This window comes from Microbacterium sp. NPDC055502 (assembly GCF_053643635.1).
This window is the reverse complement of sequence record NZ_JBSHKJ010000001.1, coordinates 1414849-1438380: the sequence shown is the minus strand read 5'-3', so window position 1 is coordinate 1438380 and position 23532 is coordinate 1414849. Positions and strand designations below refer to the sequence as shown.

Here is a 23532-nt window from a genome sequence, read left to right as displayed (position 1 = left end):
GGCCCGCCGTCACGACCTGCCGGGCAGCGGGGTGCCGGTGGCAGCCGCCCGGTCCGTCGCGGTGTCCCCGGACGAGACCCCGCGGCGCCCCAGCAGCATCCACAGCGAGGCGAACGCGAGCCCGAGGCCACCGACCGGCCCGGCGAGCCCCGGGACGCCGGTGAGGATGTACCCCGCCGCGATCAGCAGCACCAGGGCACCCAACAGCGTCCCGAGGACCCGCGAGGCCGATCGCTCGAACCAGGCCATGGCGGCGAGCGCGGCCAGTGACACGAGCACACCGAACCACGGGATGAACGCGCCGAAGTCGGTGAGCGCGTAGAACACCAGCAGACCCTCGTCGCCGAAGCTGCCGAACTCCGGGCCGCCGTGGCCATACAGCCCGAGCGTCCCCTTCCACGCGTAGCCGAACGTGAGCCCGGCGGCCGAGGTCACGAGTCCCGCGGAGAACACGCGCGCCGCGACCGAGGTGGATCCCCGTTCCACTCGCACGCGCCAGGCTCCGTGCAGCACCAGGAGGCACGCCACGGCTGCGAAGCCGAGCAGAAAGCCGATCTTGTTGCCCACGGGGTCGAGCGCCGGCATGTCTTCGGCCGCCGCGGAGAGGATGCCGCCGCGGGCGTAGTCGGCCTCCGACCACGGTCGCACGTCGAACACCACGGTGGCGGTGACCCCGAGCAGGCCGGCGGCCACACCCCAGAGCAGCCACAGTCGGCCGCCGCGGCGGGTGGGTGGTCGGTGTCCGCGGGGGCGGGTGGCGGTGTCGGTCATGGGTGGCTCCTGTTCGCTCAAGGCGCCCGGACGGACGCACCGTCACTCTGCGCCGTCCCGCGTCCCGGGAACGAGGGTCGTCGATCACGGATCCGCGGGCGATCGACCGGGCGGCGGGGAGGGCGACCGGTCAGGCCGACGCGGCGGGCGCCGACGCCTGCCGCTCCCGCGCGTCCTCCACGTCCTGCCCGGAGAGGAGCCCGGGGAGCCCGCGGCCGCGACGCGTGGTGAACAGCAGCACGACCGCGACCGGGTAGAGCACCGAAGAGATCAGGTCGAACGGGAAGCCGAGCAGGGCGAGCGCGCCGATGCCGCCGATGCCGCCCGCCCACCGCAGCAGGCGCGCGAGCATCATCGGCAGGCGCGAGCCGGTGTAGCGCAGCTGCACCGCGACATCGCCGACCGAGCGACCGGTGACGAGGATCAGAACGAGCCACAGGCCCGAGGCGGCCACCGTGCTCACCAGCTCCGACGCAGCGCCGTCGAGCACCGCCGCCCGGTCGTCCACGACGTACGCGAGCCAGAGCTGCACGGTCACGGCGACGACAGCGCTCACGAAGAAGTACGCCAGACCGTCGCACAGCATCGCCAGGGCCCGGCGTCCGCGCGTGACCGCGCGCGGCTGATCCGCATCCGCGGCGGCGCGCGAGCCGCGCAGGGCGCGCGGCACGACGAGTGCGAGCGTGCAGCCCACGACCGCGCCGATCGTGTTGGTCATCAGGTCGCCGACGTCGAAGAACCGGTACGCGCACGGGTACAGTCCCCACACGCCGGTCAGCTGCGTGGTCTCGACCAGCAGCGAGAGCCCGAGACCGGCGAGCAGGGCGACCACGACCCCGCGGCCGGCCAGCACCCGCACGAACGTCCCGAGCGGGAGGAACAGCAGCACGTTGAAGGCGAGCTGCAGGAACGCCGGGTGACGCAACGGCTGGGGAGACGCGAACGCGCGCTGCAGATCGTGCACGACCGACATCGGGTCGATGATCGCGCCGACGCAGCGGATCGCGTCGGGGTCGGGCAGAGGCAGCAGCGTGTACGTCCAGATCGCCCAGAAGTAGATCAGGGCGGCGAGCCACAGCATCGTCCGTCCGAAGCTGAGCCTCCCGCGGCGGCGGTAGCTGATCGCGACGAACGGCACGAACAGCACGATGCCGACGGCCATTCCGATCGCGATCGCGATGACACCCAGAACGACCTGCTCCCCCATGGAGAACAAGGCTACGCGGTGCCCGTAAGGATTCCGTCAGGGTGCGGAATGCGACCGTAGGGATTCCGTAAGGATCTTGTGAGGGCGCCGCGCGCGGGCGTAGTGTCGCCGGACGTGTCAGAAGAAACCCGACTCGGCGCGGACGCGCCGCCGCGAGCGAAGCGCATCCTCATCGGCGACCCGCTGACGAGCGAGCAGGTCGACGAGCAGCTGCTCCCCAAGCGCATGGCGCTGCCGATCTTCGCCTCCGACGCACTGAGCTCGGTGGCCTACGCGCCGCAGGAGCTCGTGATGATCCTGCTGATCGGCGGGCTCACGTTCCTGTCGTTCACGCCGCTCGTCGCGATCGCCGTCGTGGTGCTGCTGCTCGTGGTGGTGCTCAGCTACCGTCAGCTCATCAAGGCCTACCCCTCGGGCGGCGGCGACTACGAGGTCGCGTCGAAGAACCTCGGCGAGATCCCCGGCGTGATCGTCGCGGCGGCACTCCTGGTCGACTACGTGCTGACCGTCGCGGTGTCGGTCGCCTCGGGCGTGGACAACATCATCTCGGCCGTGCCGGGGCTCGACCCCTTCCGCGTCGAGCTCGCGGTGGGCTTCGTGATCCTCATCATCATCGTGAACCTGCGCGGCGTGCGCGAGGCGTCGCTGGTGTTCGCGATCCCGACGTACGTGTTCATCGGCTCGGTCGGCATCATGATCGTCACGGGCCTGATCCGCACGGTCTTCGGCGACGCCCCCGTCGCGTCCAGCGCGGACTTCAGCGTGCAGGCGGAGAGCCTGAGCCAGGCGGCCGTCATCCTCCTCATCCTGCGCGCGTTCTCGAGCGGATGCTCCGCGCTCACCGGCGTCGAGGCCGTGTCGAACGGCGTGCCCGCGTTCCGGGCGCCCAAGGTGCGCAACGCCCAGTCCACGCTCGTGCTCATGGGCACCATCGCGATCTGCCTGTTCTCCGGCCTCACCGCCCTCGCGCTCATCACGGGCGTGCACTACGCCGAGAACCCGTGCGACCTGATCGGCTTCGACTGCACCACGCCGCAGCCGAGCCTGATGGCGCAGATCGCGGCCGCGACGTTCGGCGGCGGCAGCATCCCCTTCTTCATCGTGCAGGCGGCGACCGCGTGCGTGCTGCTGCTCGCGGCGAACACGGCCTTCAACGGCTTCCCGCTGCTGGGCGCGGTGCTCGCGCGCGACGGCTACGCCCCCAAGTCGCTCAACACCCGCGGCGACCGCCTGGTGTTCTCGAACGGCATGATCCTGCTCGGCATCGCGGCGATCGCGGTGCTGGTGGTGTTCCAGGCCCGGCTGACGACACTGATCCAGCTGTACATCATCGGCGTGTTCGTGTCGTTCTCGCTCGGGCAGATCGGCATGGTGCGCCACTGGCGACGCGTGCTGCGAGAACCGGCCGCGGGACCGCGAGACGGCGCAGCGGCGACCGACCGCCGCTCGGCGAAGGTGGGCCTGCTGATCAACTCGGCCGGGGCGACCCTCACGGTGCTGGTGCTGGTCATCGTGACCATCACCAAGTTCACGCACGGCGCCTACCTGGTGTTCTTCGCGATCCCGGTGCTCGCGTTCCTCATGATCGGCGTGAAGCGGTACTACCGCGACGTGGAGCACGAGATCGCGATCGACGACACCACCCGCTTCGGGGCGTCGGGCGACGTCGCGATCGTGCTCGTGAACCACCTGCAGAAGCCTGTCATGAAGGCCATCGACTACGCGATCGCCGCGAAGCACGACAAGACCCTCGCGGTGCACGTGGCGGTGTCGGCCGACGACGCGGCGGCGCTGCAGCGCGAGTGGGCGGAGCACCTCGTGCCGGTGCCCCTCGTGATCGTCGAGTCGCCGTACCGTTCGTTCGCGCAGCCGGTGACGCAGTTCATCCGCCAGTACCGCGAGAAGCACGGCTCTTCGGTCGTGACCGTCTATCTTCCGCAGTACATCGTGGGCCACTGGTGGGAGTCGTTCCTGCACAATCGGCGGGCCCGACGCCTGGCCAACCAGCTCATGCTGGTGCACGGCGTCTCGATCACCCTGGTGCCGTGGCTGCTCGACTCGTCCGAGCTCATCTACGGTCGCCGCTCCCGCCCGCTTCCCGGCCAGGAGCGCGCCGGCCGCCCGGTCGTGGTGTCGGGCCGCCGCGCCCACCGCCCCGCCGGTCCCCCCTCGACGGACTGAGTCCGGCGGGTTCCGCGCGCGCCGGCTCAACCGAGAGCGCCGGGTCGAGGCCGCACCTACCATGCTCCATGGCAGTCATTTCGGATCACACTGTCGTCATATGAGGTAGTCTGGAGGGGTGAAATGAGCGCGCGCACTGCCCACGGGAGAAGAACGATGTATCTCGTGCTGGCTCTCGCCGTGATCAGCGCCGCCGGGAACGCGGTGGTCTACGAGTTCCTCTCCGGGGAGAATCCGATCTTCCTGCTCAACGTCGCGATCTCCCTGCTCGTCGCGGTCGCCCTGCTGTTCCCCGCGCTGCGCCGGAAGCTCTGGCCGCGGAAGTGAGGAGTCAGGACCCGTCGACGACGGCGCCGAGGATGCCCGCGGCCTCGGCGTACCGGGAGGGATCGGCGTTCGCGTAGGTGAGTCGCACGTACGCGCCAGCGGGCTCCGCCGGGAACCACTCTCCGCCCGGGGCGATGAGCAGGCCGCGGAGCTCGCACTCCCGCACGACCCGGCCGACGTCCGTCCCCTCCGGCAGCCGCGCCCACAGGTTCAGGCCGCCCGCCGGCACGTTCTCCACCGTCACCGCGGGCGCGTGCGCTGCGAGGCTCGACACCAGCAGGTCACGGCGCGTGCGCAGCTGTTCGCGGAATCCGCGCAGGTGCGTGCGCCAGGCCGGCTGCGTCACCACGTCGAGCGCCGCGGCCTGCAGCAGCCCGCTCACGTACATGCCCTCGGCAGCCCGGTCCACGAGGATCCGCTCGCGCGCCGGGCCTCGGGCGATCACCGCCGCCACGCGCAGCGCGGGCGAGACGCTCTTGGTGAGCGAGCGCACGTACACCACGTGTCCGTCGTCGTCGGCCGCGGCGAGGGGATGCGCGTCGGCGTCGATGCCGAGGTCGTGCGCCCAGTCGTCCTCGATGAGGAACGCCCCGTGCCGCCGCACGATCTCGAGCACCGCCTCCCCCGTCGCCACGGACCAGCGTGCGCCGCTCGGATTCGCGAACGTCGGCTGGGCGTAGAACGCCCGCGCTCCCGTCCGCGCGAACGCCCGCTCCACCTCGTCCGGATCGGGGCCGGCGGGTCCGGAAGAGATCGGCACCAGTGCGACCCCCGCCTGCTCCGCCGCGAGCAGCGCACCCCAATACGTGGGCGACTCGATCAGCAGCGGCCGCCCGGTGCCCACGACGGCCCGGAAGATCGAGCTGAGACCGCTCTGGCTGCCGGCCACGACCAGCGCGTCCCTGGGTGAGGGTGCCGCGATGCCGGAGGGGACGGTCGCCGCCAGCTCCGCGGCGAACCATGCCTGGAGCTCGGGGAGACCGGCGGCCGGGGAGCGCGTCACCGCGGCGGGGGTGCGCGACGCCCGGACGAGCGCTTGCCGAACCAGGCGCTCCGGCAGCAGCTCGGGCGAGGGATAGCCCGAGTGCAGGCCGATGACGTCCGGGGCGGCGGTGCGCTGCGTCGCGGAGAGGCCAGAGGAGCGCATGGGGGCGGGGCCGAGCGCGGCGGTCTGCCAGCTGTGGTCCAGCGCTCTGGGGGCCCGCGCGGCCCGGACGAACGTGCCGACCCCCGGCCGCGTGTCGATCAGACCGCTGCGCGCGAGCTGCTGCACGGCGCGCTGCACCGTGACCGGGCTCGCCCCGTACTCGGCGACGAGCGCACGACTGGACGGGAGCCGGGCACCGGGGGCGGCCGACGCCACCCAGGCTCGCAGTCCGCGGACGATGCGCTCGGTGCTATCCTGACCCATGACAGAACAGAGTAGCGCTACTGCCCTTCGTCCGACAGTGCTATCCGGATACGCCGGCCCCGCCTGGGGGCTTCTCGGGGTCATCGCCTTCTCGTTCACGCTGCCCCTCACCCGCGTCGCGATCGGCGGGTTGTCGCCCCTGTTCATCGGGTCGGCGCGCGCCGTGGTCGCGGCCGTCCTCGCCGCGGGCGTGCTCACTCTCGCGCGGTCCCGCACACCCACGGCCCGACAGTGGGCACGCCTCGCGGTCGTCGCGGGCGGCGTGGTCGTCGGCTTCCCGATCCTCACCTCCTTCGCCCTCACCACGACGCCCGGAAGTCACGCCGCGGTCGTGATCGGCCTGCTCCCCGCCGCCACCGCCGTCGCCGTCGTGGTGCGCACGGGAGAGAGGCCGGCGCGGTCGTTCTGGGTCTTCGCGGCCGCCGGCGCCGCGTGTGCCGTCGTGTTCGCCGTGGCACAGGGCGGGGGACTCGGCACCCTCCACGTCGCCGACCTGCTGCTCTTCGGGGCCGTGCTCGCCGCGGCCGTCGGCTACGCGGAGGGCGGCCTGCTCGCGCGCGAGCTCGGGTCGTGGCAGACGATCTCCTGGGCGCTCGTGCTCGCCGCTCCCCTGATGGCCGCGCTCGCTGTCGTCGCCGCGGTCGCGCAGCCACCCGCCGCGACGCCCGTGCAGTGGCTCGCGTTCGCGTACCTCGCCGCGGTCAGCATGTTCCTCGGCTTCTTCGCCTGGTACCGCGGACTCGCGATCGGGCCGATGGCGCAGGTGAGCCAGATCCAGCTCGTGCAGCCGGTGATGGGTATCGCGTGGGCGGGGTTGCTGCTGCACGAGCAGATCGGCTGGCCCACGGTCGCGGGAGGACTCGCCGTGATCGCCTGCGCGGCCCTCGCCGTACGCACCCGGCAGTCCGGGGCCGCGCGGCGCGGAGCCCGCCCTAGGCTGAGGGCATGACCGAAGGCGTTCCCTGGCCCGTCCGCACCCCCCGGCTGCAGCTGCGTCCGTGCACCCCCGACGATCTCGACGCGATGTGGGGGTGGCGACGCCTGCCCGAGGTGAACCGCTGGTTGGGCCTCGCGCCCGACACGATCGAGGCGTTCCGCGAGCGCCACCTCGAGCCCGCCCGACTGGCGTCGCTGTACCTGATCGAGCGCCTGCCCGAGCACGAGGGTGACGCCCCCACCCCCATCGGCGACCTCATGATCCGCATCGAGGACGCCTGGGCGCAGCTTGAGGTCGCCGAGCGCGCGAAGGGCGTGGAGGCCGAGCTCGGCTGGGTGCTCGACCCCGCCTCCACGGGCCGCGGCTATGCGACCGAGGCGGTGCGGGCGGCGATCGAGGTGTGCTTCGGCCCGCTCGGCCTGCGCCGCGTGCACGCCGGCTGCTTCGCCGACAACGAGCCCTCCTGGCGGCTCATGGAGCGGCTCGGCATGCGCCGCGAGGAGCACAGCCGCAAGACCGCCCTGCACCGCTCGGGCGAGTGGCTCGACGGCATGAACTACGGTCTGCTCGCCGAGGAGTGGCCGGTAGGGAGCTGACCCCCGGCACTAGCCGGCGACGAGGGCCAGCACGGCGACCGCGGCGATCACCGTGGGCACCGCCGCCACCGTCCCCCACGCCATGAAGCGGCTCCAGCGGATCTCCACGCCGAGCGCGGTGATGCGGTGGTGCCACAGCAGCGTCGCGAGCGAGGCCCACGGCGTGATCAGCGGGCCGAGGTTCACGCCGATCAGCAGCGCCATGAGCGCGACGGGGTCGCCCGCCGCGGGCTCGAGCACGAGGTAGGCGGGGAGGTTGTTGATGGCGTTGGCGCTCACGGCACCGAGCGCCGCGAGCCGCAGGAGGTCACCGAACCCGTCGCCCGCGATCGGCGCGGTGAGCACGTCGAGCGCTCCCCGCGCGTGCAGCGTCTCCACCAGCACGAACAGCGCGGCGGCCAGCGCGACCGCCTGCCAGGGCACCAGTCCCCACCGCAGAGCCCTGCGCCGCCGCACCGCGAACACCGCCACGAGCGCGACCGCGGCGACCGTCGCCGGGATCCACACGTCGTGGCTCAGGGCGAGCGCGGGCATGAGCACCACGAGCACGCCCGTCGCGGTCCAGAACAGCACCGGATCGGCGGGGCGCCGGGGCGGGGGCGTGCGGTAGCGCGAGAACACGGTGCGCCGGTGCACGAGGGTGAGCAGCAGCACGGGGACGAGGATGCCGACGAGGGTCGGCGCCCAGCTCAGCGCGACGAACGCGGCGGGCCCGTCGCCGATCTGACGCGCCGCGAGCAGGTTCGTGAGGTTCGACACCGGGAGGGCCAGCGAGGCCGTGTTCGCGAGCCAGACGGTCGCCAGCGCGAACGGGATCGGCGGGACACCGATGCTCTGCGCGAGCACCACCACCACGGGCGTGACGATCACCGCCGTCGTGTCGAGCGACAGGAAGACCGTGCTCACCACGGCGAGCGCGATCACCAGCAGCCACAGCAGCGCCACCCTGCCCCGACCCCACCGGGCGAGCCGCTGCGAGACCACGTCGAACACCGCCGCGTCCCGCGCGAGCTCCGCGACGATCGTGATCGCGACGACGAAGCCCAGCACCGGAGCGGTCCGCAGCCCGAGCGCCTCGGCGTCGGCGCTCGGCAGGAACCCGGTGACGACGCAGACCGCCGCGACCGCGACGAGGGCGAGCACCAGCACGGCCCCTGGCCTGATCCGGTGCGCGCGCGTCCCCACCTCGCGAGCATAGGGCCCACCGTGAGAAAGCCGCATGCATCGGCGGACGTGGCGTAGGGGAACCGTGAGGATCGACGGAGGCGGCGACGCCCGGGAGTTGGATCGGGGTCGTGCTCGACATCATCTACCTCGCGCTGACCCTCGCGCTGTTCGCCCTCGTGTCCCTCGTCGCGAAGGCGGTGGACCGCGCATGATCGTGTTCGAGATCATCGCCGCGGTGCTGGCCGTCGCCGCGATCGTGTACCTCGTCGTCGCCCTGGTCGCCCCGGAGCGGTTCTGATGGACGCGACGATCCTGTTCGGGGTGCTCCAGGTCGCGGCCGTCGTGGTCGTGCTCGTGCTGCTCTACCGCCCCCTCGGCGACTACATCGCCCACGTCTACACCTCCGCGAAGGACCTGCGGGTGGAGCGCGGGCTGTACCGCGTGATCGGGGTCGACCCGCGCTCGGAGCAGACCTGGCGCGCGTACGCCCGGAGCGTGCTGCTGTTCTCGCTCGTGGGCCTCGTGCTCGTCTACGCGCTGCAGCGGCTGCAGGCGTTCCTGCCGGAGTCGCTCGGGCTCCCCGCCGTGCCCGAGGGCCTCGCGTTCAACACGGCCGCGTCGTTCGTCGCGAACACGAACTGGCAGTCGTACTCGCCCGAGCAGACCATGGGCTACACCGTGCAGCTGGCCGGCCTCACGGTGCAGAACTTCGTGTCGGCGGCGGTCGGCCTCACGGTCGCGATCGCGCTGGTGCGGGGTCTGTCCCGCCGCGGCTCCGCGACGATCGGCAACTTCTGGGTCGACCTGACCCGCGGGCTCGGGCGGCTGCTGCTGCCGCTCGCCCTGATCGGCGCGGTCGCCCTGCTGGCCGGCGGCGTGATCCAGAACTTCGCGGGCTTCACCGACGTGACCACGGTGTCCGGGGGCGCGCAGACGATCCCCGGCGGACCCGTCGCGTCGCAGGAGGCCATCAAGCTGCTCGGCACGAACGGCGGCGGCTTCTTCAACGCGAACTCCGCCCACCCGTTCGAGAACCCCACCGGGTGGACGAACCTGATCGAGGTGCTGCTGATCCTGGTGATCCCGTTCGCGCTGCCGCGCACCTATGGCCGCCTGGTGGGCGACCACCGCCAGGGCTACGCGATCGTCGCCGTGATGGGCACGATCTTCCTCGCCTCGACGGTCGCCCTCTCGGCACTGGAGCTCGCCGGCCGGGGCGCCGCACCCGAGCTCGCCGGAGCCGCGATGGAGGGCAAGGAGCAGCGCTTCGGGATCCTCAGTTCGACGCTGTTCGGCAGTGCCAGCACGCTCACCTCGACGGGCGCCGTCAACTCGATGCACGACTCGTACACGGCGCTCGGCGGCATGATGCCGATGCTGAACATGATGCTCGGCGAGGTCGCCCCCGGCGGGGTGGGCTCGGGGCTGTACGGCATGCTCGTGCTCGCGATCGTCGCGGTCTTCGTGGGCGGGCTGCTCGTCGGCCGCACGCCGGAGTGGCTCGGCAAGCGCATCGGCCCGCGGGAGATGACGCTCGCGAGCCTGTACATCCTCGTGGTCCCGGCGCTCGTGCTCGGCGGCACGGCCCTGAGCTTCGCGATCCCCGGCATCCGGGACGACGTGGAGTCCACGAGCATCCTCAACCCGGGCGTGCACGGCATGAGCGAGGTGCTGTACGCCTTCACCTCGGCCGCGAACAACAACGGCTCCGCCTTCGCCGGGCTCACCGCGAACACCCCGTGGTTCAACACGGCCCTGGGCGTGGCGATGCTGCTCGGCCGCTTCCTGCCGATCGTGCTGGTGCTCGCGCTCGCCGGGTCGTTCGCGGCGCAGGAGCGCATCCCCGCCACGACCGGGACCCTGCCCACCCACCGGCCGCAGTTCGTCGGCCTGCTCCTCACGGTGACCGTCGTGGTCACCGCCCTCACCTACTTCCCCGTGCTCGCACTGGGACCGCTCGCCGAAGGACTCTGACATGACCCTCCTCACCACGCCGTCCGCGCCCGAGAGCGCCACGGCCCCCGCCCCCGCTGCGACACCGCGGTCGTTCGGCTGGTCGCAGCTCGTGCAGGCGCTGCCCGGCGCCGTCCGCAAGCTCAACCCCGCCACGCTCGTGCGCAACCCCGTGATGCTGCTCGTCTGGGTGGGTGCGGCCTTCACGACCGTGCTCGCGATCGCGGAGCCCTTCCTGGGCGGACCGGCCGACTCCGGTGGCTCGCCCGTGCCGCTCGCGTTCACGTGGGGCATCGCGGTGTGGCTGTGGCTCACGGTGCTGTTCGCGAACGTGGCCGAGTCGGTCGCGGAGGGCCGGGGCAAGGCGCAGGCCGCGAGCCTGCGCAAGACCCGCACCAGCACGATGGCCCGCCGCGTGGTGCGCCACGATCCCGCGGCGGATCCCGCGGCCGAGCGCGCCGAGACCGCGGAGGTGTCGTCGGCGGAGCTGCAGCGCGACGACGTCGTGATCGTGACCGCGGGCGAGCTGATCCCGGGCGACGGCGACATCGTGGCGGGGATCGCGACCGTCGACGAGTCGGCGATCACGGGCGAGAGCGCCCCGGTCATCCGCGAGTCCGGCGGCGACCGCAGCGCCGTCACCGGCGGCACCCGGGTGCTGTCCGACCGCATCGTGGTGCGCATCACGTCGAAGCCCGGCGAGACCTTCGTCGACCGGATGATCGCGCTGGTCGAGGGCGCGAGCCGTCAGCGCACCCCGAACGAGATCGCGTTGAACATCCTGCTCGCGAGCCTGTCGATCGTGTTCGTCGTGGTGGTGCTGGCGCTGAACCCGATCGCCTCGTACGCCGCCTCCCCGGTGAGCATCCCGGTGCTGATCGCTCTGCTCGTCTGCCTCATCCCGACCACGATCGGCGCGCTGCTGTCGGCCATCGGCATCGCCGGGATGGACCGCCTCGTGCAGCGCAACGTGCTGGCGATGTCGGGCCGCGCGGTCGAGGCCGCGGGAGACGTGACCACGCTGCTGCTCGACAAGACGGGCACGATCACGTACGGCAACCGGCGCGCGCACGAGGTGCTGCCGCTGACGGGCGTCGACGCGGAGGAGCTGCTGCGGGTCGCCGCACTGTCGTCCCTGGCCGACCCCACGCCCGAGGGCGCCTCGATCGTCGAGCTGGCCACCGCGCGCGGCCTCCGGGTGGAGGCGCCGGAGGACGCCGTGGTCGTGCCGTTCACCGCGCAGACCCGCATGAGCGGACTCGACCTCGCCGACGGCACCGAGATCCGCAAGGGGGCCGGCTCCGCGGTGTCGGCCTGGCTGGGCCGCGGGACCGACGCCGAGCTGACCTCCCTCACCGACGGGGTCGCGAGCAGCGGCGGCACACCCCTGGTCGTGGCGGTGCGCGCCACCGGCGAGGACGGGCGCGTGCTGGGCGTCGTGCACCTCAAGGACATCGTGAAGGACGGCCTGCGCGAGCGCTTCGACGAGCTGCGCAGCATGGGCATCCGCACGGTCATGATCACCGGAGACAACCCGCTCACCGCGCAGGCCATCGCCGCGGAGGCCGGGGTCGACGACTTCCTCGCCGAGGCCACCCCCGAGGACAAGCTCGATCTCATCCGCCGCGAGCAGCAGGGCGGGCGGCTGGTCGCGATGACCGGCGACGGCACCAACGACGCCCCCGCGCTGGCACAGGCCGACGTGGGCGTGGCGATGAACACGGGCACGTCGGCGGCGAAGGAGGCGGGGAACATGGTCGACCTGGACTCCGACCCGACCAAGCTCATCGACATCGTGCGGATCGGCAAGCAGCTCCTCATCACGCGCGGCGCGCTGACCACATTCTCGCTCGCGAACGACATCGCCAAGTACTTCGCGATCATCCCGGCGATGTTCATGGGAGTGTTCCCGGGGCTCGCAGCGCTCAACATCATGCAGCTGCACTCGCCCGCGTCTGCGGTCACGAGCGCGATCATCTTCAACGCGATCGTGATCGTCTTCCTCATCCCGCTCGCCCTGCGCGGGGTGGCCTACCGCCCCGCGAGCGCCTCGCAGATCCTGCAGCGCAACCTGCTCGTCTACGGCCTCGGCGGCGTGATCGCGCCGTTCCTCGGCATCAAGCTCATCGACCTCGTCGTGAGCCTCCTCCCCGGCTTCTGACCCCCGCGCGAAAGGCACACCATGTCCTCCACCACCCGCACCACGATGCGCACCGCCGGGGTCGCCGTCCGCGCGATGCTCGTGCTCACCCTCGTCCTCGGCGTCGGCTACACCCTGCTCGTCACCGGCATCGGTCAGCTGCTGCTCCCCGCACAGGCGAACGGCTCGATGCTGCCCGACGACCGCGGCAGCGCCCTGATCGGACAGTCCTTCACCGACGCCGACGGCGAAGCCCTGCCGCAGTACTTCCAGTCGCGCCCGTCCGCGGCGGGCGACGGCTACGACGGCACCGCCTCGGGCGGCAGCAACCTCGGACCGGAGAACCCCGACCTGGTCGCGACGATCGCCGAGCGCACGGCCGAGGTCGCGGAGCGCGAGGGTGTCGACCCGTCCCTGGTGCCCGCCGACGCCGTGACCGCCTCCGGCTCCGGTCTCGACCCGCACATCAGCGTCGCCTACGCCCTGCTGCAGGTGCCGCGGGTGGCCGCCGCGCGCGACCTGCCCGAGGACGAGGTGCGTGCGCTCGTGGAGTCTAGGATTCAAGGGCGGGACCTGGGGTTCCTCGGCGAGGAGCGGATCAACGTCGCCGAACTCAACCTCGCACTGGACGACCGGGAGGGTGAATGAGCGCAGCGCGCACGGATCGCCCGCCGGAGCACCAGCGCCGGGGGCGCCTGCGCGTGCTCCTGGGCGCCGCCCCCGGGGTGGGCAAGACGTTCGAGATGCTCGCGGAGGGGCGGCGCCTGTTCGACGAGGGCCGCGACGTGGTGATCGCGGTCGTGGAGACCCACGGCCGGGCGGCCACCGCGGCCCTCACCGCCGGGCTCCCCGAGGTTCCGCGACGCGTGGACGAGCACCGCGGGGTGGTGCTGACCGAGCTCGACCTGGACGCCGTGCTCGACCGCGCACCGGAGATCGCCCTGGTCGACGAGCTCGCGCACACGAACATCCCCGGTTCGCGCCACCCCAAGCGCTGGCAGGACGTGGAGGAGCTGCTGCGGGCGGGCATCGACGTGGTGACCACCGTCAACGTGCAGCACATCGAGTCGCTGAACGCCGTGGTGGAGAAGATCACCGGCATCGCGCAGCAGGAGACCATCCCGGATGCCGTGGTGCGTGCAGCCGACGAGGTCGAGGTGGTCGACCTCGCCCCGCAGACCCTGCGCGACCGGCTGTCGGCGGGCCTGGTGTATCCCGCGGAGCGGATCGACGCGGCACTGTCGAACTACTTCCGTCTGGGCAACCTCACCGCGCTGCGCGAACTCGCACTGCTGTGGCTCGCCGACGAGGTCGACAGCGCGCTGCGCAGCTACCGCGCCGAGCAGGGCATCGAGGGCTCCTGGCAGGCGCGCGAGCGGGTGGTCGTCGCGCTGACGGGCGGCCCGGAGGGCGAGACGCTGCTGCGCCGCGGAGCCCGCATCGCCGCACGGTCGGCCGGGGGCGAGCTGCTCGCGGTGCACGTGACCGCCCAGGACGGCCTGCGCGGCGAGACCCCGGGCGCCCTGGCCGCACAGCGCGCGCTCGTGGAGTCCCTCGGCGGCACGTACCACCAGGTGGTCGGCGACGACATCCCCGGCACGCTCGTGGAGTTCGCCCAGGGTGCCGACGCCACGCAGCTCGTGATCGGCGTGAGCCGCCGCGGCCGCCTGACGGCCGCGCTGACCGGACCGGGCATCGGCTCCGAGGTGATCCGGCGTTCGGGTGACATCGACGTGCACATCGTGACCCACGCGGCCGCGGGCGGGCGACTCGCGCTGCCCCGCATCACCGGCGGGGCACTGGGATGGCGGCGCCAGGCGCTCGGTTTCGGCGTCGCGCTCGTGTTCGGCCCCCTGCTGTCGTGGCTCATGTTCACCTTCCGCAGCCCGGAGTCGATCACCGCCGAGGTGCTCGCGTATCAGCTGCTCGTGGTCGTTGTGGCGCTGATCGGCGGCATCCGCCCCGCGGTGTTCGCCGCCGTGCTGTCGGGCATCACGCTCGACTTCCTGTTCGTGGCGCCGCTGTTCACGATCACGATCGCGCACCCGCTGCACGCCCTCGCGCTCACGCTCTACGTGGTCATCGCGATCCTGGTGAGCATCATCGTGGATCAGGCCGCCCGCCGGGCGAGGACGGCGCAGCGCGCGACGGCCGAGGCGGAGCTGCTGGCGGCGGTCGCGGGCAACGTGCTCCGCGGCGACAACGCCGTGCTGGCGCTCGTGAGCCGCACACGGGAGGCCTTCGGGCTCAGCGGCGTCCGGCTGCTCACGCCCGACGGGCAGGTGCTCGCCAGCGACGGCGAACCGGTGCCGGACGGCCGCGCCACGACCATCCCCGTGGGGGCAGCGGGCGGCGGGCCCCGCGCCCTGCTGGAGCTGAACGGCGAGCCCCTCGCGGGTCCGGAGCGCCGGCTGCTCGACGCGATCGTGGCGCAGCTCGCCGCGGCGATCGAGCACACCGACCTGCGGGCGACCGCGCGCGAGGCGGAGGCGCTGGCCGAGACCGACCAGGTGCGCAGCGCCCTGCTCTCGGCGGTGAGCCACGACCTGCGCCGGCCCCTGGCGTCGGCGGTCGCGGCGATCGGCGGTCTCCGGGCCGCGCAGGGCCTGTCGGCGACCGACCGCGCGGAGCTCCTCGCCACCGCCGACGAGAGCCTCGCGACCCTGTCGACCCTGGTGACCGACCTGCTCGACGTGAGCCGGGTGGAGGCGGGCGTGCTCGCGGTCTCGGCCTCGCGCGTGGACGCGGCCGGTCCCGTGCTCGCGGCGGTCGACGAGCTCGGTCTCGGGCCGTCCGAGGTCGACCTCGCGCTCGACCCCGCCCTGCCCGCGCTGTTCGCCGACCCGGTGCTGCTGCAGCGCGTGCTGGTGAACGTGATCGCGAACGCCCACCGTCACGCCCCCGAGGGCAGCCGGGTGCTGGTCACCACCAGCCGTCTGGGTGAGCGCGCGGAGATCCGCATCGTCGACCGGGGCGCGGGCGTGGCGCCCGAGCGCCGCGACCGCATCTTCCAGCCGTTCCAGCGCTTCGGCGACACCGACAACACGACCGGCCTCGGCCTCGGGCTCGCGCTGTCGCGCGGGTTCACCGAGGGCATGGGCGGTACCCTGACACCCGAGGACACGCCGGGTGGCGGACTCACGATGGTCATCTCCCTGCCGCTCGCCGCAGGGCCTGCCGACACGGAGGGCACGGAGTGAAGCTCCTCATCGCCGACGACGACCCCCAGATGGTGCGGGCGCTGCGCATCACGCTCGCCGCGCACGGCTACGAGGTGGTCGTCGCCGCGGACGGCGCCGCCGCGATCGCCGCCGCGGCGCAGTCGCACCCCGACCTCATCATGCTCGACCTCGGGATGCCGCGGCTCGACGGCATCGAGGTGATCCAGGCGCTGCGGGGGTGGACGACCGTGCCGATCATCGTCGTCTCCGGTCGCACGGGTTCCGCCGACAAGGTCGAGGCGCTCGACGCCGGGGCCGACGACTTCGTCACCAAGCCGTTCCAGGTGGACGAGCTGCTGGCGCGACTGCGCGCGCTCTCCCGCCGCGCGGTGGCCGCCAACGGCGAGTCGGTCGTGGCCTTCGGCGACGTGGTGGTGGATCTGGCGACCAAGACGGTCACCCGCTCCGGTACCCGCGTGCACCTGACGCCGACCGAGTGGCGCATGCTGGAGCACCTGGCACGGCACCCGGGGGCGCTAGTCACCCGGCAGGATCTGCTGAAGGAGATCTGGGGCAGCGCGCAGGTGTCCGACTCCGGCTACCTGCGCCTGTACATGTCGCAGTTGCGCAAGAAGCTCGAGAGCGAGCCCTCCTCGCCCGTGCACCTGCTGACCGAGGCGGGCATGGGCTACCGGCTGGTGCTCTGAGGCGCGAGGGTCGCCGGGGTCGCTCGACGCCGGCGCACGACGGCCACGACCCCCACGAGCACCAGGACCGCGGCCACCACGATCGCGGCGATGGCGGTCGGCGTGCTCTGCGGCTCGCCGGTCAGACGACCGACCGCGAGCCAGGCGAGCCCCCACGCGGTGGCGAGGGCGGGCGCGAGACGCCCGGTGAACCACGCGCTCGCGGCACCGATGAGCAGCACCACGGCGAGCACCGCGATGGCCCACACCTCCGCCTGCTGCTCCGCGCTCTCCGGGACGGTCTGCGTGAGCCAGGCGGCGGTGTTGGCGACGGTGGCGATCGTGACCCAGCCGAAGTGGAGCCCGTTGGCGCCGTCGGTGAGCACGCGGTCGACGGCGCTGCGGGCGGGGAATCGTCCCAGCAGCACGATCACACGCGCGAGCACGGCGAGCAGCAGCGCGATCACGAGCACCGTGAGCCACAGCGTGAGGTAGCGGGCGGTCACGAGCCACAGGCCGTTGAGCACCATCGACAGGGCGATCCAGCCGCCGACGGCCTCCTGCCGGGGGTCCTGGCGGCGGGCGGGGAGGGCCTGCCACGCCGTGTAGGCGAGCAGGCCGAGGTAGATGAGCGACCAGATCGAGAACGCCGGTCCGGCGGGCGCGAGATACGAGCCCTGAGCGGACAGCGCACCGTTCTGCAGTTCGTCGACCGAGGTGCCGCCGAATGCGCCGGCACCGATGGCGGCGGCGATCAGCATGAACACGGCCGCCGCGATCACCAGGCTCTGGCGGAGGATGCCTTTCGTCGAAGTCTCCATGCCGCGACTCTAGGGTGACGGCACCTCCGCCGCAGTGCCCTTGACAGCCCCTCCCCCGATCGCTAACCAGGTAAGAGACTTGTGCCACCCCGCGTCATTCACCCGGCGAGTAAGATGTTACGTTTGACAGCACTCTGTTCCGCACGACCTGGGGGTGACCGCCGTGAGGATCGCACTCGTCTGCGACTACGCACTCGACCGCATCGGAGATGCGCAGGCCGTCGTCCTGCGCGAGGCGGAGCTGCTGCGCTCCGCGGGCGACGAGGTGGTGGTCATCGGCGCCGCGCAGCCGGGAAGCGCGCCACGCCCCGTGCCGCCGGGGGAGGCACCGATCCTGATGGCCGCCGCGTGGGTCATCCCCGGCGTCGAGATGCCGGCGATCCGCAACAGTCGTGCCCTGCGAGCGCGGCTGCGGCGCCTGTTCCGGGAGCGGTCGATCGACGTGGTGCACGTGCACTCGGAGTTCGGCCTCACCGCCGCGGCGATCCGGGTGGCCCAGGAGCAGGGCATCCCCGTCGTCCACACGGTGCACACCTTCTTCTGGCAGGGACCGGACCTGCGACGATTCGACCGGGTCGCGGCGGCGGCCGTCCGCGGACTGGCCCGCGTGCTGCGCGGACGCCCTCCTCGCACCGCCCTCGCCGACACCCCCCGCGCGATCGATGCCGCGGTGCGCAGCGTCACGCTCGACGCCGCACTGGAGGCCGACGCCGTGATCTCGCCCTCGGCGCATCAGGCCGAGGCGCTGCGGATCGCCGGGCTGCCGGAGGTGGAGGTGGTGCCGAACCCGATGCCACCGCGCGCGATCCCCGGGGTGCCGCTCCAGGCGGTCGAGCTGCCGCTGCAGGTGCTGTGGGTGGGCCGGCTCACCCTCGAGTCGGGGATCCTGGAGTTCGTGCGCGCGGTGCGACGGGCCGGGGAGGACCTGCCGCCGGGGTCACTCGTGGCGCGGATCGCGGGAGACGGACCGCTGTACGCCGAGGCGCGCGAGGTCGCGGGGACCGCGGCGCCAGACAGCGGCAGCAGCATCCAGTTCCTCGGTCGCGTCGAGCCGGAGAGCATCCAGCCCCTTCTGCGTGACTCGCACCTGCTGGCCGTCACGTCGTTCGGGCTCGACCCGCAGCCGGTCGTGGTCGCGGAGGCGTTCCGGGCGGCGCGGAGCGTGCTGTACGTCGACCCTCGGCTGCGGGAGGGCCTGGCCGAGGCGGGGATCCTGTGCGGCTCACCCGATGCGAAGGGCATGGCGGCGATGCTGCGCGAGCTCGTGCACCACCCCGGGATCGTGGTCGAGCGCTCGCTGCGCACCGTGACGGCGTCGCACCCGTTCCAGCCGGAGCAGCACCTGCGGGGCGTGCGCGAGGCCTGGGATACGGCGGCTCGGCGGGCGGCCGACGACGACACCTGACGAGAGGTGCCGAAGCTCAGGCGGTGGCGAACGCCGCGTCGATGAGCACCTCGGCTGCCCGGCGCGCGTGCACCGCCGCCTGCGGGTCGGCCGAGATCGCCGCGGTGCTCTGCGCCCCCTCGGCGAGGATCGAGAGCTGGGCGGCCAGCGCGGCCGGGGCACCGGTGTCCGCGACCAGCGCGGCCATGTACTCCTGGAACGAGGCCTTGTGCGCGCGGACGATGGAGGCGACCTCGGGGTTCGTCCCGCCGAGCTCGCCGAATGCGTTGATGAACGCGCAGCCGCGGAAGCCGTCGCTGCAGAACCAGTCCTCCAGGTAGCCGTAGACGGCGAGCAGCCGCGCGCGGGGCCCGTCGCCCGCGGCGGCGACAGCGGCGGAGAGACCCGACTCCCACTCGGTGTGCCTGCGGGCGAGGACCGCCGAGACGATATCGGTCTTGGCGGGGAAGAGCGAGTAGAGGCGACGCAGCGACACGCCGGCGGCCGTGCGCAGCTCGTCCATGCCGACGGCCGCGTATCCCTTGCGGTAGTAGAGCTCCTCCGCGGCGGAGAGGATGCGCTCGCGAGCGTCGTCTTCGGTCATGTGCAGAAGTCTACTTGACATGAGAACGCTCGTTCTCTAGATTGGACACATCGAGCGAGAACGATCGTTCTCACCGGAACCGAAAGGACCAGGATCATGGGCTACATCACCGTCGGGAACGAGAACAGCACCCCGATCGAGCTGTACTACGAGGACCAGGGATCCGGGCAGCCCGTCGTGCTGATCCACGGCTACCCGCTCAACGGGCACAGCTGGGAGCGCCAGACGCGTGAGCTGCTCGCCCAGGGCTACCGCGTGATCACGTACGACCGCCGCGGCTTCGGCCAGTCCTCCAAGGTGGGCAGCGGTTACGACTACGACACCTTCGCCGCCGACCTCAACACCGTGCTCGAGACCCTCGACCTGCGCGACGTCGTGCTCGTCGGCTTCTCGATGGGCACCGGCGAGCTCGCCCGCTACGTCGGCCGCTACGGGCACGAGCGCGTCGCCAAGCTCGCCTTCCTCGCCTCGCTCGAGCCGTTCCTCGTGCAGCGCGACGACAACCCCGAGGGCGTGCCGCAGGACGTGTTCGACGGGATCGAGGCCGCCGCCAAGGGCGACCGCTACGCCTGGTTCACCGAGTTCTACAAGAACTTCTACAACCTCGACGAGAACCTCGGCACCCGCATCAGCCAGCAGGTCGTCGACGCCAACTGGAACCTCTCGGTCACCAGCGCCCCGGTCGCCGCCTACGCGGTCGTGCCGACGTGGATCGAGGACTTCCGCGGCGACGTCGAGGCCGTGCGCGCGGCCGGCAAGCCCACGCTCATCCTGCACGGCACGAAGGACAACATCCTGCCGATCGACGCGACCGCCCGCCGCTTCCACCAGGCCGTCCCCGAGGCGACGTACATCGAGGTCGAGGGCGCGCCGCACGGCCTGCTCTGGACCCACGCCGACGAGGTCAACGCCGCCCTGAAGGACTTCCTCGCGAAGTAACCCCCCCCCTCCCCGCTCTCCCCACCCACCCCGGCTCGGAGATCGAAAACGCACCTCCGGACGCCCCCGGGGGTGCGTTTTCGATCCCGCCACGGGACGAACGGACAGGGCGGGCCGGGGAGCGGGGTCAGGCGTCGCGCGAGCGCCAGAGCAGCCAGACGAAGTACGGGGCGCCGACCAGCGCGACCACCAGGCCGGCCGGCAGCTGCGCGGGCGCGATGACCGTGCGACCGATCGTGTCGGCCACCGCGACCAGCAGCCCGCCCAGCAGCACGGCGACCGGGATCACCCGCGCATGCCGCGCCCCCACCAGCGCCCGGGCGGCGTGCGGCGCCACGAGCCCCACGAAGCCGATCACCCCGATCGCCGTGACGCTCAGCGCGGCGAGCACGGCCGCCACCGCGAGCAGCAGCAGGCGCACCGGCTCCAGCCGGATGCCCACCAGCCGCGGCGTGTCCTCGTCGAGCGACAGGACGTCGAGCTCGCGGCGGCTCGACACCACGAACGGCAGTGCGATGACCAGCACGATCACCAGCGGGAGGATCTGCTCCCACGCGCGACCGTACGTCGTGCCGGACAGCCACGTGTAGATCCGCGGGGTGTCCCACGGGTTCGACCGCAGCAGGAAGAACGTCGTGAGCGAGACCGTGAGGTACGACACCCCGATACCCACGAGCAGGAACCGGTCCGCGCTCAGACCTCCTCGCCACGACAGGAGGTAGACCAGGGCGAACGCGAGCAGCGAGCCCGTCACGGCACCCGCGATCATGCCGCCCGTCGACGACGCCGCGCTCGTGATCACCAGCACGGCCCCCAGCCCGCCGCCACCGGTGACCCCGAGGATGCTGGGGTCGGCGAGCGGGTTGCGGCTCACCCCCTGGATCAGCGTGCCGGAGAGGGCGAGCGCGCCTCCCGCCACGACCGCGGCCACGACCCGCGGGGCCCGCTCGTCCAGCGCGAACGCGATCGGCGGGGCCGCCTGCCCCTGCAGCCACAGGGCGATGTCGCCCGTCAGCAGCCACGTGTGACCGGCGAGCAGCCCGAGCAGCAGCACCCCGGCCACCCCGAGCGCCACGACCACCAGGGTCACGCGGAAGCGCACGCGGCTGCGCACACCGAAGCGCACGCGCGGCGGCTCGCGGGTGGGGCCGGCGTCGCGCAGCCGTCGGGCCATGAGCACCAGCACGATCGCGCCCAGCAGCGTCGTCGCGACCCCCGTCGGGATGAGGATCGCGGCCTCGGCGCCGATCAGCGCCCGCAGCAGGGCGTCGGCCAGGATCACCACGATCGCGCCGAGCAGCCCCGCGGCCGGGATCAGCAGCAGGTGCCGGTTCAGGCTGGGCACCACGCGGGACAGCAGCCGCGCGAGCACCGGCGCGCACAGTCCGACGAAGCCCATCGGTCCCGCGAGCGTGACCGACACGGCCGTCAGCGTGACCGCGAGGAGGATGCCGATCGCCCGCGTGGAACGGATCGGCACCCCGAGCGACGAGGCCGTGTCGTCGCCGAGCGCCAGGATGTCGAGGCGTCGGGCGAGCACCAGCGCCAGCACGGTGACGACCACCACGACCGGGGCCGCCTGGAGGAACGCGGTCAGCCCGAGCTGCGACAGGCTCCCGCTCCCCCACGCGAGCAGCCCGGTGGTCTCCTCGTCGAACAGGATCAGCAGGGTCGAGGTGCCCGCCTGGAAGGCCAGCGCCAGGGCCGTGCCGGCGAGGATGAGGCGCGTGGTGGACGAGCCGGCACCGCCCGCGAGCCCGAGCACGATCCCGGCCGCCACGAGCCCGCCCGCGAACGCCACCGCTCCGGACGCCCACACGGGCACGGCGATCCCGAACGCGGCGAGCGCCGTGACCGCGAGGTACGCTCCCGCGGTCACCCCCAGCGTGTCGGGCGAGGCGAGCGCGTTGCGGGCGAGCGACTGCAGCAGGATCCCCGCCACGCCCAGGGCGACCCCGACCGCGACGCCCGCGGCCAGGCGCGGGATCCGCGAGCCCCACAGCACGTCGGCCGGGGGCAGCACGGCCCCGCTCGTGCCCTGCGTGAGATGCCAGCCGGCGACCGCGACCAGCAGCACCGCGAGCAGGACGAGCACCCCGACCCCCGTCAGGAGGGCCTTCGGCCCGCGGCCCTCCGCCTCGACGGAGACGACGGTCGCGCGACGCTCCGGCGCCGCGGGATCCGTCGTGTCGTCGAGGCGGAGGGTCTCGGTCACTTCGAGAGCACCTCGACGAAGCCGTCGACGATCTGCGCGGTCGAGCGGGGGCCGCCGAACGTCCAGATGCCCGCGGGGAACGCGGTCAGGCGGCCGTCGGCCACGGCGGGCAGCGAGGTCCAGGCCGGGTTGTCGGCGAGGGCATCCATGATGTTCTCCGAGTCGGGGTCTTCCGTACCGGTGTAGAACAGGTTGGCGTCGCCGACCGTGGTCATGCCCTCCACGTCGGTCTGCCCCAGGCCGTACACCGGGTCGACCGTCCCGGTCCAGGCGTTCACGAGTCCGAGCTGCTCGCCGACCTCGCCGACGAGCGAGCCCTGGCCGAACGGCCGCAGGGCGACGTTGCCGCCGTCGACCCAGCCGTCGAAGAACACGAAGTCGCGTGTCGCGAGCTCGCGGTCCGCCAGCTCGGCCTTCGCGTCGTCGAGGTGCTGCTGGAACTCCGCGGCCACGTCGTCGGCGCGCTCCTCACGACCCGTGACCTGCGCGATCAGGTCGAGCGTGTTCAGCATCTTCGCGATGGGGTCCTTCGCATCGGCGCCCACCGTCGCGAGCACCGGCACGTCGTACTCCTCGAGCTGGGCCACGATCGGGTCGTCCGTCCCGCGCACCTCGACGATCACCAGGTCGGGGTCGGTGCCGAACAGGGTCTCCAGGTTCGGCTCCTGCCGCGTGCCCACATCCACCACGTCGTCCGGCAGCTTCTCCGCCGACACCCACGTGGAGTAGCCCTCGGCGTCGGCGACGGCGACCGGGGCCACACACAGCGTCAGCGCGTCCTCGATCTGCTGCCACTCCAGCACCGCGATGCGCTCGGCCGGCCGGTCGAGCTCGACCGTGCGGCCCAGGTCGTCCGTCACCGAGACGGCACCGGTCGAGGTCGCGGTCGCGTCGTCCGCGCAGCCCTCGCTGGTCGAGACGGGCGCTGCGGCGTCCGAGGCGGACGGCGTCTGCGTGGTGCCGCACCCGGCGAGCGCGAGGGTCAGCGCACCACCGAGGGCGAGCACGGCCAGGGGGGTCTTCTTCATCGGG

Annotated in this window: 20 protein-coding genes; 12 read left to right on the top strand and 8 right to left on the bottom strand. The window is 72.6% G+C overall.

Annotated elements, in window-relative coordinates; all coding sequences use genetic code 11:
* Positions 1-9: 9 nt before the first annotated feature.
* Positions 10-771, bottom strand: coding sequence for a hypothetical protein (locus tag ACWH95_RS07110; protein ID WP_247638214.1), 762 nt, complete (start codon positions 769-771; stop codon positions 10-12).
* 130 nt (positions 772-901) lie between these two features.
* On the bottom strand, positions 902-1978 hold the full coding sequence (locus tag ACWH95_RS07105) for a VanZ family protein (protein ID WP_247638213.1): 1077 nt from the start codon (positions 1976-1978) through the stop codon (positions 902-904).
* Positions 1979-2203: 225 nt separating this feature from the next.
* Here ACWH95_RS07105 and ACWH95_RS07100 point away from each other — a divergent pair, with 225 nt between their 5' ends.
* Together ACWH95_RS07100 and ACWH95_RS07095 are read left to right on the top strand one after the other, a co-directional pair.
* Entirely contained in the window at positions 2204-4159 is a 1956-nt protein-coding gene (locus tag ACWH95_RS07100; RefSeq protein ID WP_378803850.1) for an APC family permease, read from the top strand.
* Positions 4160-4315: 156 nt separating this feature from the next.
* Positions 4316-4486 carry a hypothetical protein gene (locus tag ACWH95_RS07095; protein ID WP_168443057.1) on the top strand — a complete coding sequence of 57 codons (171 nt, stop codon included), beginning with the start codon at positions 4316-4318 and terminating at the stop codon, positions 4484-4486.
* A 4-nt stretch (positions 4487-4490) separates the two neighbouring features.
* On the opposite strand, the gene ACWH95_RS07090 is transcribed toward ACWH95_RS07095, so the two are convergent.
* Positions 4491-5897 (bottom strand): aminotransferase-like domain-containing protein, encoded by a 1407-nt coding sequence (locus ACWH95_RS07090; protein WP_378803260.1) that lies wholly within the window; start codon positions 5895-5897, stop codon positions 4491-4493.
* On the opposite strand from ACWH95_RS07090, the gene ACWH95_RS07085 reads away from it, so the two are divergent.
* Positions 5896-6846 carry a DMT family transporter gene (locus tag ACWH95_RS07085; RefSeq protein ID WP_378803259.1) on the top strand — a complete coding sequence of 317 codons (951 nt, stop codon included), beginning with the start codon at positions 5896-5898 and terminating at the stop codon, positions 6844-6846. The two genes, ACWH95_RS07090 and ACWH95_RS07085, sit on opposite strands and share 2 nt — an antisense overlap.
* Positions 6843-7430, top strand: a complete 588-nt coding sequence (locus ACWH95_RS07080) for a GNAT family N-acetyltransferase (protein WP_136032747.1) — start codon at positions 6843-6845, stop codon at positions 7428-7430. The genes ACWH95_RS07085 and ACWH95_RS07080 overlap by 4 nt, the downstream gene beginning before the upstream one ends.
* A gap of 9 nt (positions 7431-7439) precedes the next feature.
* On the opposite strand, the gene ACWH95_RS07075 is transcribed toward ACWH95_RS07080, so the two are convergent.
* Positions 7440-8615 carry an SLC13 family permease gene (locus tag ACWH95_RS07075; RefSeq protein ID WP_454120448.1) on the bottom strand — a complete coding sequence of 392 codons (1176 nt, stop codon included), beginning with the start codon at positions 8613-8615 and terminating at the stop codon, positions 7440-7442.
* A gap of 190 nt (positions 8616-8805) precedes the next feature.
* Here ACWH95_RS07075 and ACWH95_RS07070 point away from each other — a divergent pair, with 190 nt between their 5' ends.
* The 6 genes from ACWH95_RS07070 to ACWH95_RS07045 are packed head-to-tail and all read left to right on the top strand — an operon-like array spanning position 8806 to position 16558.
* Positions 8806-8895: a potassium-transporting ATPase subunit F gene (locus tag ACWH95_RS07070; protein WP_136032743.1), complete on the top strand. Its 90-nt coding sequence runs from the start codon at positions 8806-8808 to the stop codon at positions 8893-8895.
* Entirely contained in the window at positions 8895-10571 is a 1677-nt protein-coding gene (gene kdpA, locus ACWH95_RS07065; RefSeq protein WP_136035460.1) for a potassium-transporting ATPase subunit KdpA, read from the top strand. The genes ACWH95_RS07070 and kdpA overlap by 1 nt, the downstream gene beginning before the upstream one ends.
* Position 10572: 1 nt before the next feature.
* Positions 10573-12711 carry a potassium-transporting ATPase subunit KdpB gene (gene kdpB, locus ACWH95_RS07060; RefSeq protein WP_454120447.1) on the top strand — a complete coding sequence of 713 codons (2139 nt, stop codon included), beginning with the start codon at positions 10573-10575 and terminating at the stop codon, positions 12709-12711.
* Positions 12712-12732: 21 nt separating this feature from the next.
* The gene (gene kdpC / locus ACWH95_RS07055) at positions 12733-13338 is read left to right on the top strand and encodes a potassium-transporting ATPase subunit KdpC (RefSeq protein ID WP_247982668.1); all 606 of its coding nucleotides are present in this window, start codon (positions 12733-12735) and stop codon (positions 13336-13338) included.
* Positions 13335-15890, top strand: coding sequence for an ATP-binding protein (locus tag ACWH95_RS07050; RefSeq protein WP_454120446.1), 2556 nt, complete (start codon positions 13335-13337; stop codon positions 15888-15890). The genes kdpC and ACWH95_RS07050 overlap by 4 nt, the downstream gene beginning before the upstream one ends.
* Complete coding sequence (locus tag ACWH95_RS07045) at positions 15887-16558, top strand: response regulator (RefSeq protein ID WP_136032732.1); 672 nt, start codon at positions 15887-15889, stop codon at positions 16556-16558. The genes ACWH95_RS07050 and ACWH95_RS07045 overlap by 4 nt, the downstream gene beginning before the upstream one ends.
* Here the strand turns inward: ACWH95_RS07045 and ACWH95_RS07040 are convergent.
* Positions 16540-17358: a tryptophan-rich sensory protein gene (locus tag ACWH95_RS07040; RefSeq protein ID WP_206251938.1), complete on the bottom strand. Its 819-nt coding sequence runs from the start codon at positions 17356-17358 to the stop codon at positions 16540-16542. The two genes, ACWH95_RS07045 and ACWH95_RS07040, sit on opposite strands and share 19 nt — an antisense overlap.
* 163 nt (positions 17359-17521) lie before the next feature.
* Between ACWH95_RS07040 and ACWH95_RS07035 the strand changes: the two genes are divergently transcribed.
* The gene (locus tag ACWH95_RS07035) at positions 17522-18763 is read left to right on the top strand and encodes a glycosyltransferase family 4 protein (protein ID WP_247638206.1); all 1242 of its coding nucleotides are present in this window, start codon (positions 17522-17524) and stop codon (positions 18761-18763) included.
* 16 nt (positions 18764-18779) lie between these two features.
* Here ACWH95_RS07035 and ACWH95_RS07030 read toward each other — a convergent pair whose 3' ends face one another.
* On the bottom strand, positions 18780-19346 hold the full coding sequence (locus ACWH95_RS07030) for a TetR/AcrR family transcriptional regulator (RefSeq protein WP_136032725.1): 567 nt from the start codon (positions 19344-19346) through the stop codon (positions 18780-18782).
* 96 nt (positions 19347-19442) lie between these two features.
* On the opposite strand from ACWH95_RS07030, the gene ACWH95_RS07025 reads away from it, so the two are divergent.
* Entirely contained in the window at positions 19443-20285 is an 843-nt protein-coding gene (locus tag ACWH95_RS07025; protein WP_136032723.1) for an alpha/beta fold hydrolase, read from the top strand.
* Positions 20286-20412: 127 nt separating this feature from the next.
* On the opposite strand, the gene ACWH95_RS07020 is transcribed toward ACWH95_RS07025, so the two are convergent.
* Both ACWH95_RS07020 and ACWH95_RS07015 read right to left on the bottom strand, forming a co-directional pair.
* Complete coding sequence (locus ACWH95_RS07020; RefSeq protein WP_454120444.1) at positions 20413-22500, bottom strand: iron ABC transporter permease; 2088 nt, start codon at positions 22498-22500, stop codon at positions 20413-20415.
* Positions 22497-23528 carry an ABC transporter substrate-binding protein gene (locus ACWH95_RS07015; protein WP_454120443.1) on the bottom strand — a complete coding sequence of 344 codons (1032 nt, stop codon included), beginning with the start codon at positions 23526-23528 and terminating at the stop codon, positions 22497-22499. Before ACWH95_RS07015 ends, ACWH95_RS07020 begins: the two co-directional genes overlap by 4 nt.
* Positions 23529-23532 lie beyond the last annotated feature (4 nt).

Bases quoted from the DNA above. Each gene is read 5' to 3' on its own strand.
- kdpA (WP_136035460.1), top strand. From the start codon at position 8,895: ATGGACGCGACGATCCTGTTCGGGGTGCTCCAGGTCGCGGCCGTCGTG.
- ACWH95_RS07080 (WP_136032747.1), top strand. From the start codon at position 6,843: ATGACCGAAGGCGTTCCCTGGCCCGTCCGCACCCCCCGGCTGCAGCTG.
- ACWH95_RS07085 (WP_378803259.1), top strand. From the start codon at position 5,896: ATGACAGAACAGAGTAGCGCTACTGCCCTTCGTCCGACAGTGCTATCC.
- ACWH95_RS07070 (WP_136032743.1), top strand. From the start codon at position 8,806: ATGATCGTGTTCGAGATCATCGCCGCGGTGCTGGCCGTCGCCGCGATC.
- ACWH95_RS07090 (WP_378803260.1), bottom strand. From the start codon at position 5,897: ATGGGTCAGGATAGCACCGAGCGCATCGTCCGCGGACTGCGAGCCTGG.
- ACWH95_RS07040 (WP_206251938.1), bottom strand. From the start codon at position 17,358: ATGGAGACTTCGACGAAAGGCATCCTCCGCCAGAGCCTGGTGATCGCG.
- ACWH95_RS07015 (WP_454120443.1), bottom strand. From the start codon at position 23,528: ATGAAGAAGACCCCCCTGGCCGTGCTCGCCCTCGGTGGTGCGCTGACC.
- ACWH95_RS07050 (WP_454120446.1), top strand. From the start codon at position 13,335: ATGAGCGCAGCGCGCACGGATCGCCCGCCGGAGCACCAGCGCCGGGGG.
- ACWH95_RS07110 (WP_247638214.1), bottom strand. From the start codon at position 771: ATGACCGACACCGCCACCCGCCCCCGCGGACACCGACCACCCACCCGC.
- kdpC (WP_247982668.1), top strand. From the start codon at position 12,733: ATGTCCTCCACCACCCGCACCACGATGCGCACCGCCGGGGTCGCCGTC.
- ACWH95_RS07025 (WP_136032723.1), top strand. From the start codon at position 19,443: ATGGGCTACATCACCGTCGGGAACGAGAACAGCACCCCGATCGAGCTG.
- ACWH95_RS07095 (WP_168443057.1), top strand. From the start codon at position 4,316: ATGTATCTCGTGCTGGCTCTCGCCGTGATCAGCGCCGCCGGGAACGCG.
- ACWH95_RS07030 (WP_136032725.1), bottom strand. From the start codon at position 19,346: ATGACCGAAGACGACGCTCGCGAGCGCATCCTCTCCGCCGCGGAGGAG.
- kdpB (WP_454120447.1), top strand. From the start codon at position 10,573: ATGACCCTCCTCACCACGCCGTCCGCGCCCGAGAGCGCCACGGCCCCC.
- ACWH95_RS07105 (WP_247638213.1), bottom strand. From the start codon at position 1,978: ATGGGGGAGCAGGTCGTTCTGGGTGTCATCGCGATCGCGATCGGAATG.
- ACWH95_RS07100 (WP_378803850.1), top strand. From the start codon at position 2,204: ATGGCGCTGCCGATCTTCGCCTCCGACGCACTGAGCTCGGTGGCCTAC.